The organism is Lentzea pudingi, assembly GCF_014646255.1.
GTDB classification, from domain to species: Bacteria; Actinomycetota; Actinomycetes; order Mycobacteriales; family Pseudonocardiaceae; genus Lentzea; species Lentzea pudingi.
On the sequence record NZ_BMNC01000001.1, the window covers coordinates 682231 to 697919 of the forward strand.

General features: G+C 68.3%; 15 protein-coding genes and 1 pseudogene. 12 read left to right on the plus strand and 4 right to left on the minus strand.

The annotated features are described in order from the left end of the window. Positions 1–30: 30 nt before the first annotated feature. The 5 genes and pseudogenes from IEY88_RS03065 to IEY88_RS03080 all read left to right on the plus strand — a co-directional run bounded on the left by IEY88_RS03065 (position 31) and on the right by IEY88_RS03080 (position 4350). A complete protein-coding gene (locus IEY88_RS03065; RefSeq protein WP_189152983.1) occupies positions 31–1179 on the plus strand; it encodes a geranylgeranyl reductase family protein in 1149 nt (382 codons plus the stop codon). Positions 1180–1214: 35 nt separating this feature from the next. After that, positions 1215–1367, plus strand: coding sequence for a hypothetical protein (locus IEY88_RS03070; protein WP_189152984.1), 153 nt, complete (start codon positions 1215–1217; stop codon positions 1365–1367). 54 nt (positions 1368–1421) lie between these two features. Beyond that, positions 1422–2003: pseudogene (locus tag IEY88_RS45390) on the plus strand (exonuclease/endonuclease/phosphatase family protein); the annotation flags it as partial. 374 nt (positions 2004–2377) lie between these two features. Further along, a complete protein-coding gene (locus tag IEY88_RS44015; protein ID WP_373294010.1) occupies positions 2378–2749 on the plus strand; it encodes a jacalin-like lectin in 372 nt (123 codons plus the stop codon). After that, on the plus strand, positions 2746–4350 hold the full coding sequence (locus IEY88_RS03080; RefSeq protein ID WP_189152985.1) for a PHP domain-containing protein: 1605 nt from the start codon (positions 2746–2748) through the stop codon (positions 4348–4350). Before IEY88_RS44015 ends, IEY88_RS03080 begins: the two co-directional genes overlap by 4 nt. 145 nt (positions 4351–4495) lie before the next feature. Here the strand turns inward: IEY88_RS03080 and IEY88_RS03085 are convergent, their stop codons facing one another. The 3 genes from IEY88_RS03085 to IEY88_RS03095 form a co-directional block, all read right to left on the minus strand. Further along, positions 4496–4960, minus strand: coding sequence for a peroxiredoxin (locus tag IEY88_RS03085; protein WP_189152986.1), 465 nt, complete (start codon positions 4958–4960; stop codon positions 4496–4498). A gap of 112 nt (positions 4961–5072) precedes the next feature. Continuing rightward, positions 5073–5378 carry a thioredoxin gene (gene trxA, locus IEY88_RS03090; protein WP_308425950.1) on the minus strand — a complete coding sequence of 102 codons (306 nt, stop codon included), beginning with the start codon at positions 5376–5378 and terminating at the stop codon, positions 5073–5075. Between the two features lie 26 nt (positions 5379–5404). Further along, entirely contained in the window at positions 5405–7135 is a 1731-nt protein-coding gene (locus IEY88_RS03095) for a cytochrome c biogenesis protein DipZ (protein ID WP_189152988.1), read from the minus strand. Positions 7136–7404: 269 nt separating this feature from the next. Here IEY88_RS03095 and IEY88_RS03100 point away from each other — a divergent pair, with 269 nt between their 5' ends. Further along, positions 7405–8055, plus strand: a complete 651-nt coding sequence (locus IEY88_RS03100; RefSeq protein ID WP_189152989.1) for a fasciclin domain-containing protein — start codon at positions 7405–7407, stop codon at positions 8053–8055. 199 nt (positions 8056–8254) lie between these two features. On the opposite strand, the gene IEY88_RS03105 is transcribed toward IEY88_RS03100, so the two are convergent. Beyond that, the gene (locus IEY88_RS03105) at positions 8255–8599 is read right to left on the minus strand and encodes a zf-HC2 domain-containing protein (protein WP_189152990.1); all 345 of its coding nucleotides are present in this window, start codon (positions 8597–8599) and stop codon (positions 8255–8257) included. Between the two features lie 255 nt (positions 8600–8854). Between IEY88_RS03105 and IEY88_RS03110 the strand changes: the two genes are divergently transcribed. From IEY88_RS03110 to IEY88_RS03135, 6 genes are all read left to right on the plus strand, one after another. Then, positions 8855–10447, plus strand: a complete 1593-nt coding sequence (locus IEY88_RS03110; RefSeq protein ID WP_189152991.1) for a DUF4331 domain-containing protein — start codon at positions 8855–8857, stop codon at positions 10445–10447. A gap of 82 nt (positions 10448–10529) precedes the next feature. After that, complete coding sequence (locus IEY88_RS03115) at positions 10530–11825, plus strand: tetratricopeptide repeat protein (RefSeq protein WP_189152992.1); 1296 nt, start codon at positions 10530–10532, stop codon at positions 11823–11825. Then, a complete protein-coding gene (locus tag IEY88_RS03120; protein ID WP_189152993.1) occupies positions 11822–13174 on the plus strand; it encodes a High-affinity nickel-transporter in 1353 nt (450 codons plus the stop codon). The genes IEY88_RS03115 and IEY88_RS03120 overlap by 4 nt, the downstream gene beginning before the upstream one ends. Positions 13175–13182: 8 nt before the next feature. After that, positions 13183–13506: a hypothetical protein gene (locus tag IEY88_RS03125; RefSeq protein ID WP_189152994.1), complete on the plus strand. Its 324-nt coding sequence runs from the start codon at positions 13183–13185 to the stop codon at positions 13504–13506. A 426-nt stretch (positions 13507–13932) separates the two neighbouring features. Continuing rightward, the gene (locus IEY88_RS03130; protein WP_189152995.1) at positions 13933–14301 is read left to right on the plus strand and encodes an STAS domain-containing protein; all 369 of its coding nucleotides are present in this window, start codon (positions 13933–13935) and stop codon (positions 14299–14301) included. Between the two features lie 347 nt (positions 14302–14648). Next, positions 14649–15665, plus strand: coding sequence for an aldo/keto reductase (locus tag IEY88_RS03135; RefSeq protein WP_189152996.1), 1017 nt, complete (start codon positions 14649–14651; stop codon positions 15663–15665). Positions 15666–15689: the final 24 nt, after the last annotated feature.

Here is a 15689-nt window from a genome sequence, read left to right on the forward strand (position 1 = left end):
GATCCTTCACATCGACTGGCGGGTGAGCTGATGGCCACGCACGACAGCTGGGACTTGGTCGTCGTCGGAGCGGGTCCCGCCGGTTCAACGGCCGCCCTCGCGGCGTTGCGCGCGAACCCCGCTGCACGCGTGCTGATGCTGGACTCAGCGCGGTTCCCGCGCGACAAGGTGTGCGGTGACGGTGTCGCGCCGCACGCGCTGGACGTGCTGGACGGCCTCGGCGTGGACGTCGGCGAGCTCACCGCCGGCACCGCCCCGGTCCTGGACCTGCGGCTGACTTCACCGCGAGGTGTGACGGCCCAGCGCCGATTCGCACGCCCCGCCTCGGTCGTGCCCCGCGCGCTGCTCGACGCGCGCCTCGTCCTGGCGGCCCGCGCGGCAGGCGCGCAGCTGCGTCGGCACCGCGTCCGCTCGCTCACCCAGGTCAGCGACGGCGTCGACATCGACGGCGAGTTCCACGCGCGCACGGTGATCGGCGCGGACGGCGCAGAATCGGTGGTACGAAGGCAATGCGGGGCACACGGTGCGAAACCGGGCACCACCGCCATCGCACTGCGCGGGTACACCAGTGCTGCCCCATGGCCAGCAGCGCAACAACAGCTCGTCATGACCACCGCGCACTGGCCCGCCTACGCCTGGGTCTTCCCCGTCGGTGACGGCACAGCGAACGTCGGCTACGGCGAGCTCATCCGCACCGGGACACCGACCCGGGCGCACCTGACCGAGCGCCTGCACGCGCTGCTGCCCGACTGCCCGCCACTGACGCTGCGCGGCCACCGGCTGCCGCTGTCACCGGGCAGGCCCGACGTCGGCCACGGCCGCGTGCTGCTCGCGGGCGACGCGGCCTCACTGATCAACCCGCTCACCGGCGAGGGCATCTACTACGCCGTCCTGTCCGGGCTTCTCGCCGGCCAAGCCGCCCTGACACCCGACCCCGGCGGCCACTACCGCCGAGCGTTGCGCAACCGGCTCGGCAGGCACCTGCGGCACACCGACACCCTCGCGCGGCTCACCTCCAAACCGAAACTCGTCGACCTTGCCACGGCCGCGGCCCGCGATCATCAGCGCGCGTTCGACGACCTCGTCGAGATCGGCCTCGGAGCGGGCGGCATCCGCCTCGCCCTTGTCATGGCAATGCTCACCACTCTCGCTCACCACCCTCGCGCGATCCACCCCTGACATTCCGAGCGACAGACGGCTCGTCGGGTGGCGCGGTGATCCACGAGATCGCCGATCGGGGTCGGCAGATCGACGGCGTTCGACGCTGTTCGAATCGATTCCAGTCGAACCAGGCGCTGGCCGGTCTTTCTTTGCTCGCCATACATCTTCGCGCCATGCAAGGCATATATGAATTTCTCTCGCGTTGATCTAGCCTCGCTCGACGTCGAGGCGGAATCAGAGTGGGGAGTCATGTGGTGAGGATGATCCGGATCGGCAGATCTGTTGCCGCTGTTGCCTTGTTGGCAGTGGGAGCGTTGACGGCAGGAGCCGTTCCCGCAGTGGGGGCGCCACCCTCGGGCGGAACGTTCTCAGTGCTCAGCTACAACATCGCCGGGTTGCCGGAAGGACTGTCCAGCGGTGACCCACGGGTGAACACCCCGATCATCGGACAGCGGATCAGGCCGTACGACATCGTTCACGTGCAGGAGGACTTCAACTACCACGCCTCCTTCTACGCCAACAACACGCACCCGTTTCGCACGCCCACCAGCGGCGGCGTCCCGTTCGGCGACGGGCTCAACACGGTGTCCGACCACCCGTACTCGGACCTCACTCGCGACAAGTGGGACAGGTGCAACGGCACGGACTGCCTGACCCCCAAAGGGTTCTCCTGGTCACGAATCCGGGTGGCGGAGGGGGTGCTGATCGACTTCTACAACGTCCACTCCAACGCGGGCTCGGCCGAACCCGATCTGGCCGCGCGGCGAGCCAACATCAGTGAGCTGTCGCGGTTCATCACCGCCAACTCAGCGGGCAACGCCGTCGTCGTCGCCGGTGACACCAACACCCGCTACACCCGCACCGGCGACAACATCCGGGAACTTCTCACCACCAACGGCCTGACCGATGCCTGGATCCAGGAGGAACTCGGTGGTGTGCCACCGGCTGCCGGTAGTCCGGCGGCGGTCTGCGACGACCAGAACGTCACCGACGCGTGTGAAGTCGTCGACAAGATCCTCTACCGCGGCAACCGGTACATCACGCTGGATCTGAACCGGTATGGCAACGAGAACGCGGCCTTCCGCACCGCCGACAACAAGATGCTCTCCGACCACTACCCCATCGCGGCCGATTCCGGTGGACGCTCAACCCCGCGCTGTCGCTCAGCGACAAGTTCGGCGGGCCACATGGCACACCGTTCACCGATGTCGCCGCTGTGCCGTTGTCACAGCGGGTCACAGGAGTGGGCATCCGTACGGGATCGCGTGTCGACCAGGTCCAGATCGTGCTCGCCGACGGAACCTCTCATGTCCACGGTGGCAACGGGGGCACCGCGCACTGGCTGGCTCTGTCGCCGGGGGAGCATCTGACATCGGTCAAGCTCCACTCAGCACAACACAACGGGCACACGAGGATCTTCGGCATCGGCTTCACGACCGACGCCGGCCGCTCCCTGTCCGGCGGCACCGAGACGTCGAGTTCCACGAGCTACACCGCGCCCCACGGGTGGCAGATCGCCGGTTTCCACGGACGCTCCGGAGACGGGATCGATTCGCTCGGCGTGATCTGCACGAGGATTCCGTCATGACAGGGCAGACCGACCGGCGCGGATTCCTCATCGGTACCGGAATCGCGGCCGGAGCCGTGCTCGGCACCGCTCCGACGAAGGCGGACGACGAGCGCAGCGGCGGCTACCTCTGGCTGGCTGGTGATCACCACGTGCACAGCCAGTACAGCAACGACGCGATGTACCCGGTGTCCACACAGGCACAACGGGCCGCCCAGCACGGCTTGAGCTGGCTCGCCATCACCGACCACGGCAACGTCCCATTCGCGACGCACAGCATCGCGCCGCTCATAGCGGACATCGAGGCGACGCGGCGCGCTCGTGACGACGTGCTGGTGTTCACAGGCCTGGAGTGGAACATCCCGGCGGGCGAGCACACCACGTTGATGCTCGCGCCAGGGCGCAACGAAGCCCGGCTGCTGCAGGAATTCGTCACCCGGTTCGACGCTCGGGTCAACGGCACTCGTGACGGCACGCCCGCCAACGAGGCGATCGCGCTGCAGGCGTTGCAGTTCCTGCGTGACGCTGTGGCCGCCGGCCGGATCAGCGACGCGCTGGTGCTGCCCAACCACCCGTCGCGACTGGGCATCAACTCTCCGCAGGAGACCCGCGGCTGGCGGGACGCCGCTCCCGGCATCGTGATCGGGATGGAAGGCGCGCCAGGGCATCAGGCGGCCGGTCTGCCCGCGCCGGGCATGGCACGCGGCCGCGGGCTGTACGACTCCGCACCGGGCAAGTTCTCCTTCCCGGGCTATCCGGCCGGCAGCTACCGCACCTGGGGAGGGTTCGACTGGGCGGCGGCCACCGTCGGCGGTCTGTGGGACAGCATGCTCGCCGAAGGCAAGCCGTGGTGGATCACCACCACGTCGGACGGCCACCAGGGCTGCGGGGACTGGATGAAGAACCCGGTCGACCGGCTGGACCAACAGCCCTACGACAACGTTCCGTATGACAGCGAGGGACGCACGTTCGCCAACACCGGCCGCTTCCCGGACCCGGTCAACGCCGGCCGCCCGGCCGTCGAGTACAGCTCGTTCCCGCCCGGCACCTACAACAAGACCTGGGTGGGAGTCACCCATCGCGGATACCGCGAGGTGATGCGGGCGATGCGGGCCGGACGGATGTGGGTCTGCCTCGGTGATCTCGTGTCCGGCCTGGACGTGCGACTGCGCCGGCGCGGATCACGCGGCCAGGGCGTCGTGATGGGCGGCACCATGCGAGCTCGTCGCGGCGAGACAGTGGAGGCCGTGATCAGAATCAATCTCGCGGACGGCGCGAACTTCGCCGGCTTCGTGCCGAAGCTCGCCAGGGTGGACCTGATCGCCGGCCGGATCACCGGCCCCGCCGCTGATCGGTCGGCGATGCACACACCGCACACCAAGGTCGTCACGTCGTGGGATGTGCGGCAGCGGGCCGGCGTCGTCGAACTGGTCCACCAGTTCACCGTCGACGGCCCGTTCTACGTGCGGGTCCGCGGTACCGATGGCAAGCGCAGCGCAGCGGGCTACCACGGTGCCGGCGTCGACCCAGTCGGTCCGGCCATCGACGTCGCCGGTCAAGCCGATCCGTGGGAAGACCTCTGGTTCTACTCGAACCCCGTTTTCTGCGTGGCAGAACGCTGAGAGGGCTACGTCGACGACGCTGCGCCAGTACCGGCGCGTCCGTGACATCGCCGCGTTGAGCTCGACGCCTTCGTCCGCACAGGTAAGGCCGCTGAGCACGGCGCCGGATTCGGCGGGATTCTCACCCGGACGGGCGAACCGCCGGTCAGGCGTGCCTGTTCGCCTCTTCCCGGAGGACGGCGAGCGCTTGGTCGGCGTGGACGTCGAACTTCAGCTCGCTCTTGACCACCTCGAGGATCCGGCGGTCGGTGTCGATGACGAAGGTGCGCCGCTTCGCGTGCAGTGGGCTGAAGCGCCGCCAAGCGTCGAACTGCTTCGCCACGGCACCATCCACATCGGACAGCAGCGGGTAGTCGAAGTTGTTGGCGAGGGCGAACGTTCGCTGCTTGCGCGTCGCGTCCGGGCTGATGCCGATCCGGTGTGCGCCGACTTCGGCGAACTCCTCCGCCAGGTCGCGGAAGTGGCAGCTCTCCTGGGTGCAGCCGCCGGACGACGCCATCGGGTAGAAGAACAGCACCACCGGGCCGGTGGCCAGGAAGTCGGACAGCGTGCGGGGGTCGCCGTTGTGATCGGGCAGCGTGAAGTCCGGAGCGGTGTCTCCTCGTTTCATGGTGGTGGTTCGGAGCCGCGAGCGCTGTGGATTGCTCCACGACGAAAGCGCGGAACACGACTGGACCCCGACTGCCTGGTGGCTGCCGGGGTCCAGTCGTCTCTGCTGGTGTTCAGAGCCAGGAGGACAGCGCCTTGAGAATCGTGGCGCGGTTGCGTGGTGCGGTGAGGGTGGCAACGGGCCGGCCCGCGGAGAACAGGATCAGCGTGGGGATGCTGAGCACGCTGTAGCGGACGGCGATGTCGGGGTTCGCGTCGATGTCGACCTGCACGACAGCGATCTTGTCCTGGTGTTCTTCGGCGATGCCGGTGACGATCGGGCTCAGCTGCTTGCACGGGCCGCACCAGGGGGCCCAGAAGTCGACGAGAACGGGCTTGTCCGCGTCGAGAACGGTGTTGTCGAAGGAATCCGTGGTCACGTCAGCGAGTTGCATGGTGGTCCTGATCATCCGAAGGTGAACGAGAAGGCCTGGACGCCGGCGCCGACGGTCGCGGTGAGCGAACCGCCCTGGATCGTGGTCGTGGCCAGGAGCTGGTACGAGTTCGGGGTACCGTCGACCTGGATGGTCTTGGTCTTCCCGTTGTCCACGACCGTGACGGTTCCCCTGCCGGACAACACCATCCGGACTTCCTTGGCGCGATAGTGGAGCTTGATCTGCCCGGACTCGCCGGTGGGGCTGATGGACTGGGTGTCGAGCTTCCAGGCGCCGGAGAGCGCGAACGAGTCGGTGGCCTGGTTCTCGGGGAACTGGAACGACTTCTCGCCGCTGGTGTAGGTCTCGGTGCCGGCGAAGTTCACGCGCTTCGTGGAACCGAGGTAGGTCTCGCGGGTGATGTCGGCGTTGACCGGCGTGTCGTCGGCCAGGTCGGTCGCGGCGGGGAGCCGGACGCCGGGCTTGGCGTCGTTCAGCAGCTGCCGGATGAGCTTCTCGGTGACGTCGTACTCGCCTTCACCGAACTTGATGTGCCGCACGGTGCCCTGGGCATCGATCAGGTAGTGCGCGGGCCAGTAGCGGTTGCGGTAGTTGGTCCAGGTGTCGAGGTTGTTGTCCAGGGCGACCGGGTAGGTGATGCCGAAGTTCTCGGCGGCTGCCTGGACGTTGGCGGGTTCCTTCTCGAAGGCGTATTCGGGGGAGTGGATGCCGATGACCTGCAGGCCGGCGTCGCGGTAGGCCTTGTCCCACGCGGTGATGTGCGGGATCGAGCGCTGGCAGTTGATGCAGGAGTAGGCCCAGAAGTCGAGCATCACGACCTTGCCGCGCAACGACTCGAGCTCCTGCGGCTGCGAGTTGAGCCACCGCTGGACGCCGGTGATGTCCGGTGCCGTGCCGCAGCTCTCCAGCTCGGGCGCGCCGTCGGAGCACTTGTCGAGGTCCTTGTTCTGGTCGTTGACCAGGCCGCCGAGGTTGAGTGCCCTCTTGACCTGTTCGGAGTTGTTCACCTTGTCCTGCAACGAACTGGTGTAGTCCGGGATCGCGCGCTGCAGCAGCTGTGGCAGGTTGAACACCAGGCCGAGGGCGAGTGCGATCATCACGATGCCCGCGGTGATGCGGATGCCGCGCTGACGCTTGCGGAAGGACTGCACCCGCTCGGCGACGCGGCGACCGGCCAGCGCGAAGACCAGCAGCGGGATGGCCGCGCCGACGGCGAAGGTGAGCGTGAGGACCACGGTCTCCGTGCCGATCCGGCCGGTGGAGCCCGCGACCGTGATGGCGGCCAGCACAGGTCCGGCGCAGGGGACGTAAACGGCGCCGAGCGCGAGGCCGAGGGTGAACCCACCGCGGCTGGCGTCGGGATTGCGTTGCGGGATCCAGGTGAAGGGCTTTTCCAGCAGGTGCTCGAAGCGCGGCACGATCAGGCCGATGCCGATCAGGACGAGCACGACGATCCCGGCGTAGCGCAGGACGTCCTGCGGCAGGTTCAGGATCGACAGCAGCAACGACCCGAACAGCGTGACGAGGCTGAAGCTGACGACGAGCCCGGCGATGACGAGGTAGGGCCTGCTCCGCGACGCCGGCTTGGTCGCCACGGCGACTCCGCCGCTGTTCTCCGCGGTCGTCGTGCGGGGGCTTTGCGTGCCGCCGGAGAAGAAGATGACGGGCAGGACGGGAAGGATGCACGGCGAGATGCCGGTGACCAGGCCGCCGATCAGACCGATCAGTGCGAGGGTCAGCATGGGGGAGCCCTACTCGGATTGACGGAAATGCGTGATGCCCGTGCTTCGCCACCGACCGCCTCGCGGATTGCCCGTGCCGGCAAAGTGCTTGGCAACACGAAAGAGTGAACGGCGTCGATCGTCGCTTGTGGACCGACGGTTGTTTGCGCTGGTCACGCGAGATTCTCGGAAATGTTGGTAACGGGTCGATAACCGCACCCATCCGACTCCCGAGGGGCGGCGAATCACCAGTAGCAACCTCCCCGTTCACCTCTTGGAGAAGTCCCGTCATGAACAAGACCGTCCGCAACACCGTTCTCGCCGTCGGCGCCGTCTCGCTCGCCCTGTTCGGCGCGGCGTGCGGTTCGGGTGACATGGCCAGCAGCGGTTCCTCCAGCACCGCGCCCACCACGACCACCACGCAGTCGTCCGCCGCGATGGCGGACCCGGCCAAGGACCTCGTCGGTCCCGGCTGTGCCGACTACGCGAAGCAGGTCCCGTCCGGCGCGGGTTCCGTGACCGGCATGGCCGCCGACCCGGTCGCCGTCGCCGCGTCGAACAACCCGCTGCTCACGACTCTGGTGAGTGCGGTGTCGGGCAAGCTCAACCCGAAGGTCAACCTCGTCTCGACGCTCAACGGCGCCGAGTTCACCGTCTTCGCGCCGGTGGACTCCGCGTTCGCTAAGATCGACGCGGCGACGATCGAGAAGCTCAAGACCGACGACGCGCTGCTGACCAAGATCCTGACCTACCACGTCGTTCCCGGCCAGATCTCCCCGGACAAGATCGTCGGTGACCAGAAGACCGTGCAGACCGGCACCGTCAAGGTCAGCGGTTCCAAGGACGCGCTGAAGGTCAACGACGCCAACGTGATCTGCGGCGGCGTGCACACCGCGAACGCGACCGTGTACCTCATCGACTCGGTCCTGCTGCCCGCCTGACATCTCCAGGGCAGTAGTGCCGCGACTCCGGGAACCGCGCTGTGCAGGCGGTTCCCGGAGTTTTCGCGTCTGCTGGTCAGACCTGTTGTCGCGTGTGGACGCCACCGTTCAGCGGTGAGTAGGGCTTCGCGGACCCCGACGACCCTGCTGCGTGTGCGGAGCAGCAGCCATTGGAGTCGTCGCGGACGTCGTCAGCGCGTCATTCGCGCCGGCGGCCGCGCAAGGCAGCGGCGGCGAGAGCTCCGGCGCGCCAGAGACCTTGACGCCTCGTCAAGACCGTGACACGTTCGGACGACGGTGGAACCTGCCGCACCCACTGGACCGCGCCGAGCACCCGTGGCCGCAGGGCGATCGGATAGACGTGACCGACGGCGTTGCCGAGCACCGCGGCGGTCTCGCTCAGTTCGCCGGCCTCGTCGGCGCAGGCGGGACACTCGGCCAGGTGTTCTTCGAAGTCAGCGAGCTCCGCATCGGGCAGCGCACCGAGTGCGTGGGCGCCGGTCAGCAAGTGCGGGTTGATCGCACGCGCCCGTCCCGGATTCACGCCACTGATTCGAAACCGTCCGTTGACCGGATTGCTTCGTGCGGCGAACCGGACCTGGTGTTCTTCGTCAGCGAGCGCAGCGCTTCCGGTCCGAAGTGGACCTTGGTCCGCGCGACCGCCTCTTTGATGCCAGCGGTGTGCAAGAGGGCATTCGAGTGAACCTAGCAAGCCTTCGATGCATCGGTGCCGAATGGGTGGCGTCTGTCCGTGTGGCGGGTGTCGCTCCGGACGGACATCGATCCGAAGGGATGGAGCATGTCAGCACCCCCTCCCACGCGTCGTCGACGACGCGTGGCGGCAAGTCTGATCGCGGTCGGGAGCACAGTGCTCGCGGCTGGTTTGATCGGCGGTTCAGGTCCGGCCGGTGCGTCGAGCCACCGAGAAGCTCCGTTGATCGCGGGTGATCCCGCGGTGGACAACACCGACGTGTACGCGTTCGTCAGCCCCGACAAACCGGACACGGTCACGCTCGTCGCGAACTGGTCGCCGTTCCAGGAGCCGAACGGCGGGCCGAACTTCTACCCGTGGGCCACCGACGCCCGCTACGACATCAACATCGACAACGACGGCGACGCCAAGGCGGATCTGACCTACCGGTGGACCTTCCGCACAGACGACCGCCGGGGCAAGTCGACCTTCCTGTACAACAACGGGCCGGTCACGTCGCTGGACGACGAGAACCTGCTGTTCCGGCAGACCTACACGCTGGAGCTGATCGACCGCGACGGCCGTGACCGCAAGCTGATCCGCTCGGGCAAGGTCGCGCCGTCCAACACCGGCCCGGCGTCGATGCCGGACTACGGCGCGCTCCGTGCCCAGGCGATCACCGACGTGCCAGGCGGGGGCAAGAGCTACGTCGGGCAGGCCGACGACGCGTTCTTCCTCGACCTGCGGGTGTTCGACCTGCTCTACGGCGGGAACCTCTCCGAGGTCGGCCAGGACACGCTGCGCGGCTACAACGTCAACACCATCGCGTTGCAGGTCCCGAAGTCGCAACTGGCGCTCAAGGGTGACGCGACCCGCAACCCGGTCATCGGGGTGTGGAGCGACACCGAACGCCAGTCGATGATCCTCAGCCCGGGGGAGTCCCGCGCGGTCGGCCCGTTCGTGCAGGTCTCGCGCCTGGGCAACCCGCTGGTCAACGAGGTCGTCGTGCCGGCGGGACTGAAGGACAGGTTCAACGCCCTCACTCCCGACCGCGACGGCAAGACCCCTGAGCTGGTCAACCGGGTCACCGACCCGGAGGTGCCGAAGCTGATCCAGGCGATCTACGGCATCCCCGCCCCGGCCACTCCGCGCAACGACCTGGTGGAGATCTTCCTGACCGGCATCACCACCAAGGCAGGCGGGCCGATCAAGGCCGACCTCAACTCGCAGCTGAACAACGCCGACGTGAACCCGAAGAAGTTCACGCCGTCCGAACAGCTGCGGCTCAACACGTCCATCCCGCCGGCGGCGTCGCCGAACCGGCTGGGCGTGCTCGCCGGCGACCTGCAGGGCTTCCCCAACGGCCGCCGGCTCACCGACGACGTCGTCGACATCGGCGTGCAGGCGCTGGAAGGCGCCGCGGTCAGCGGCATCGTGCCCGCACTCGCGACCGGGGACAAGGTCAACGCCAACGACAAGGCGTTCGGCACCTCGTTCCCGTACGTAGCACTGCCCGCCAACACCGCGGTCAACTCCGGCTCCGCGGGTGCGCTGGCACCGGCGGCCGGTGGTGGCGCCGGTGGTGGCGGTCTGCCGGACGGGCTGATCCTCAACGGCGTCCTCGCGGCGCTGCTGATCGGCTCGGGCGTCTGGCTGCTGGGCCGCCGTCCAGTGCGGACCGCGGTTCCCGCGCTCGCATGACAGCGTGCCGGGGGACGGGTGCGACCGCCCGTCTCCCGGCACGTCCCGTGACCTGACTCGGCAGCAACCCACGGAGCGCGCCATGAACCGCCGCAAGATCATCGCAGTGCTGGCGATCACCGCCGGCGTCGCGTTGCTCGCCACGACCGCGACCGCGCTGAGCCGCGGCGACGACCCAGTCCCTCCCGGCCAGGGCGCAGCCGTCGCCCGCAGCGACGTACAGCGCACCATCGCCGCCGCCCAGGATCGGCTGCGGCGCCTTCCCAGCGACGCCGACACTTGGGCTCAGCTCGGCTCGGCCTACGTCGAACAGGCCCGGATCACCGGTGACCCGGCTTTCTACGGCAAAGCGCAAGGCGCGCTCGAGAGCTCTCTGCGTCACCGACCCGAGGGCAACGGTCTCGCCCACCTCGGTCTCGGCGCTCTGGCCAACGCGCGCCACGACTTCGCCGCGGCCCGCGACGAGGCCGAACGCGCCCGTGCCGTGCGGCCGGACACCGCCGAGGTCTACGGAGTGCTCGCCGACGCCCTCACCCAGCTGGGCGCGGCTGACGAGGCGCGGGCAGCTGTGCAACGGATGCTCGACCTCGAGCCCGGCGTACCGGCGTTCACCCGCGCCGCCTACGACTTCGAACAGCGCGGCGAGGTCGACTCCGCCCGCCAGGCCCTCACCCGTGCACTCGACGCCTCCTCCTCACCCACCGACACGCTGTTCAGCCGCTACCAGCTCGGTGAGCTGGCGTTCGACAACGGCGACCTCGACGAAGCCTCCACCCAGTACGAGCAGGGCCTGCTGATCGACCCGCTCGACCCCGCGCTGCTGCAGGGACGCGCCAAGGTCGCCGCCGCCCGAGGCAACCTCGATGACGCGCTCGCGGCCTACGCCGGCCTCGTGGCGCGTGTGCCCTCACCGCAGTACCTGCACGAATACGCCGTCCTGCTGCGCGGCGCGGGCCGCACCGACGACGCCGCCCGCCAGTTCGACCTCCTCGCCCAGCAGGAGCGGCTGCTCGCCGCCGCGGGCAGCACCGATGACCTGGCCACCTCGGTCGCCGCCGCCGATCGGGGTGATCCCGCCGCCGCGCTGGCCGCCGCGGAACGCGAATGGGCTCGCAGGCAGCACCCACTCGTGGCGGACGCACTGGCGTGGGCGCTGCACCTCGCCGGACGTGACGCCGAAGCTCTCCCGTACGCCGACCGCGCCGCCGCGACTGGCTGGCGCAACGCGACGTTCGCCTACCACCGAGGCATGATCCTGCGCGCCCTCGGCCGCACCGCGGAGGCCGCCGACGCACTCGACTCCGCACTGAGGATCAACCCGCACTTTTCGCTCGTGGACGCTCCCGCCGCCCGCGCGGCACTGGACGGTCTGCGATGAAAGCACTCGTCGTCCTCGCCCTCGCAGCGCTGGCCTTGGTGGCGTTTCCCGCCAGCGCCACAGCCCACCCACTGGGCAACTTCACGATCAACCACCACCACGCCATCACCGTGCACCCCGACCGGGTCGAACTCGTCTCCGTCATCGACCTCGCCGAGATCCCGACCTTGCAAGAACAACCAGCCCGCCAGAGCGACTACGCCGACCGTGAATGCGACACCGTGCGCAGCAGCCTGGAAGTGACCGTCGACGGCACGCGAACGACCGTGGCGCTGCGATCGGCCTCGATCGAGTTCCCGGCAGGCGAGGCCGGGCTGGCCACCACCCGGTTCACGTGCTGGCTCACCGCTCCCGCCCAGCTCAGTGCCCCGGCCTCAGTGTCCGTGCGCGACACCTACCGGCCCAACCGCGTCGGCTGGCACGAGATGACCGCGACCGGCGACGGCATCGCACTGATCGCCCCGCCCGTCCCGGCGACGAGTTCCAGCGACGAGCTCCGCGCCTACCCCGACGACCTGCTGGCCAATCCGCTCGACGTCCGCACGGTGGACCTGCGTGTGGAACCTGGGACCAGTGCGGCCTCCGGAACCATCGCGGCCCAAGGCGGTAGCACGTTCATCGGCACGGCCACCCGCGCCTTCACCGACCTCGCCGGCAAGCAGGACCTCACCCCGCTGATCGGCATCCTCGCCGTGCTGCTGTCCCTGCTGCTCGGCGCCTCCCACGCCGCACTGCCCGGACACGGCAAGACCGTCATCGCGGCCTACCTCGCCGGACGTGACGGCACCGCACGTGATGCTGTCGTCGTCGGTGCCACCGTCACCCTCACCCACACCCTCGGAGTGCTGCTCCTAGGTCTGACCATCAGCGCCACGAGCGCACTGGCCGGCGAATCCCTGCTGCGGATGCTCGGCGTTGCCAGCGGAGTCCTCGTCACCGCCATCGGCGCGTTCCTCCTGCGCTCCGCACTGCAGCGTCAGCCTGTCGCCGTCGGTCACGGACATGGACACGGACACGGGCATGGACATGGACACGGACACCGTGTCGGTCGCGGTGGCCTGATCGGCATGGGCGTCGCGGGTGGCCTGGTTCCCAGCCCCTCGGCTCTGGTGGTGCTGCTCGGCGCGATCGCCCTGGGCCGCACCTGGTTCGGTGTTCTGCTCGTCCTCGGCTACGGCCTCGGCATGGCCACCACGCTCACCGCCGTCGGCCTGCTCCTGGTCCGCCTGCGCGACCGCTTGGCCGCCGTCGAACGCTTCCGGGACCGCTTCATTGCTTTGCCCGCCATCACCGCCGGGCTCGTTCTCGTCGTGGGCCTCGGGCTGACCGCCCGAGCCCTGTTCGAATAGGAGGTGCGATGCGCGTTTCGATCCTGTTCCTGTGCTGTGCTTTCGGCCTGATCTCCTGTGCCTCGTCACCTGAGCCAGGTCCGGTCTTCGACAACGAGGGTGGCGCGGAGCTGACCTGTATGCGTCACCAGTCCCAGCCGCCAGGACCGCGCTACACCGACGAGTCGATGCGCAGCACGGGCGAAACCTTGTCGCTGCTGCGCTACTACACCGCACACGGCAGCAAACCCTTCTGCGACAGCCACAAAGCCACCGACTTCGACAAGCAATGGGCGCAGCTCTACGTGACCCTCGGCGCCGACCGAGCCAACGTCACCGCGCTGCTCGGCTGAGCGCGACCCGGAACGCGCGTGGTCTCCCAGGCAGGCCGAACTGGTCGTGGGCGACGCGAGGGACGCCGATGTGCTGATCACAGCCACCAGAGGTAGTCAGGCTGTGGTGTCAGCACTCGGGCACTCCTCGGCCGCTCCGTGGTTGCACAGCGCCGGCGGCGCACGGCTTGGCTTCCAGGACTTCGCGACTGCCAATCGCGACTTCGGCGTGACCGTCCCCTGACGACGGGGTCTGGTGGCAGGGGCCTCGCAGTTGTCACGGTGAGGCTCCTGCCCGCTTCATGAGGCGGCGTCGTCACGTGCGGCAGGTTTGCGCCTGTAGCGGACCGACGGCGGCCGAGCAGTCGCGCTGATCATGCCGGAGGTCGCCGTAGTTCGTAACATCGTGAGACTAGAACTGTCGGGGATCTCTGAGTGAGGTGTTCAGTGACTGCGGGCGAGACGAGCGAAGTGGCCGGCATGCAGACAAGCGACCAGGACGGCGTCCTCGTCACTGTCATCAGCGGCGAACTCGACATGATCAGCGTCGACCGTGTGGGCACGGCATTGTTCGAGCACGCGGACAAGAAGCCGGTGGGTCTGGTGGTGGAGCTGGCCGTCGACTTCATGGGCTCGTCCGCGTTGTCGATGCTGCTGGAGCTGTACGCGCGGACACAGCGTGATGGAGTGGAACTCGCCATCGTGGCTGTGGCGGTCGCTGCCGCTCGTCCCTTGATGGCCAGTGCGTTGACTCAGGTGCTCCCGCTGGCTCCATCCGTGGACGAAGCAGTGAAGGCGATCCGGAAGCAGAAGTAGGTACGAGGGCTCCCTCCCCGCGAACTAGTGCTCCCGCCATGGTGCTGTGGGAGACCATCGCACTGCACCGGTTCGGCGAGTCCGCATGAGCCAATCCCCCGGAAGTAGAGGACGTTCTCTGGCCGGTTCTGCTGACATCGTGAGTGTCGTCGCTGGGCTTCCGGCTCAGCACCCACCTGTCGAGCGGCGTGAGATCGACGTTTTCGGTCCACAGCTGCTCCTCCGGACACCCATGACCTGAGCGCGATCGTCGACGTTTCCGCCGATCGCGTCCAGCAGCGTGACCAATGCCTGAAAAGTGCCGTCGGCATCGGCCGCACTTTTCCGATGCCGCCAGGAGAAACCTCGTGCACACACGCCCGCTCGGCCGGACCGGACTCCAGGTCAGCCACTTCGCCCTGGGCACCATGATGTTCGGCCCGTACGGCAACCCCGATGCCGACGACTGCGCACGCATCGTCCACCGTGCCCTCGACGGCGGCATCAACGTCATCGACACCGCCGATGTCTACGGCGGCGGCGAGTCCGAGGTGACCCTCGGCAAGGCCCTGCGAGGCCGGCGCGACGATGTCGTCCTGGCCACGAAGTTCAACGGCTCGATGGGGGCCGATCCCAATAGCCGCGGCAGTTCGCGACGGTGGATCGTGTCGGCGGTCGAAGGGTCTCTGCGTCGTCTGGGGGTCGACCACATCGATCTCTACCAAGCGCACCACCCCGAACCCGGTACCGACGTCGAGGAAACTCTCGGCGCACTGACCGATCTGCTGCGCACGGGCAAGGTCCGCGCGGTCGGCCACTCCAACATGCCGGCGTCGGACATCGTCGAGGCGCAGTGGGTCGCGGAACGGCGAGGGCTGGCCCGGTTCCGGACCGAACAGCCGCACTACTCGATTCTCAACCGCGGGATCGAACGTGAGGTCCTGCCGGTCTGTGAGCGATACGGGCTGGGCGTGCTGGTGTGGAGCCCGTTGGCGATGGGTCTGCTCGCAGGGCGCCTTCGCAAGGGCAGCGCGGAACGGGTGTCGAGCGGCCGTCTGCACTGGGCGGGCGAACACATGACCGACGAACGCAAGCTCGATGCCGTCGAAGCGCTCGCCGGACTGGCCGACCAGGCCGGGTTGGCGTTGCCCCACCTCGCGCTGGCTTTCGCGACCGCGCACCCGTCAGTCGCGTCGGCGATCATCGGTCCCCGCACGCCTGCTCAACTCGACGACCTGCTCGCGGGCGCCGGCACCATCCTCGACGACGACCTCCTGGACAGGATCGACGAAGTGGTCGCGCCGGGAACCGATGTCGGGCCGATTGATGTCGCCTATACGCCGCCCGCACTCACGCAGCCGAAACTTCGACGACGCAGCACCTGATCTTCGTAACCGCACCACTCCGCC

Bases quoted from the DNA above. Each gene is read 5' to 3' on its own strand.
- IEY88_RS03065 (WP_189152983.1), top strand. From the start codon at position 31: ATGGCCACGCACGACAGCTGGGACTTGGTCGTCGTCGGAGCGGGTCCC.
- IEY88_RS03080 (WP_189152985.1), top strand. From the start codon at position 2,746: ATGACAGGGCAGACCGACCGGCGCGGATTCCTCATCGGTACCGGAATC.
- IEY88_RS03085 (WP_189152986.1), bottom strand. From the start codon at position 4,960: ATGAAACGAGGAGACACCGCTCCGGACTTCACGCTGCCCGATCACAAC.
- IEY88_RS03095 (WP_189152988.1), bottom strand. From the start codon at position 7,135: ATGCTGACCCTCGCACTGATCGGTCTGATCGGCGGCCTGGTCACCGGC.
- IEY88_RS03100 (WP_189152989.1), top strand. From the start codon at position 7,405: ATGAACAAGACCGTCCGCAACACCGTTCTCGCCGTCGGCGCCGTCTCG.
- IEY88_RS03110 (WP_189152991.1), top strand. From the start codon at position 8,855: ATGTCAGCACCCCCTCCCACGCGTCGTCGACGACGCGTGGCGGCAAGT.
- IEY88_RS03115 (WP_189152992.1), top strand. From the start codon at position 10,530: ATGAACCGCCGCAAGATCATCGCAGTGCTGGCGATCACCGCCGGCGTC.
- IEY88_RS03120 (WP_189152993.1), top strand. From the start codon at position 11,822: ATGAAAGCACTCGTCGTCCTCGCCCTCGCAGCGCTGGCCTTGGTGGCG.
- IEY88_RS03125 (WP_189152994.1), top strand. From the start codon at position 13,183: ATGCGCGTTTCGATCCTGTTCCTGTGCTGTGCTTTCGGCCTGATCTCC.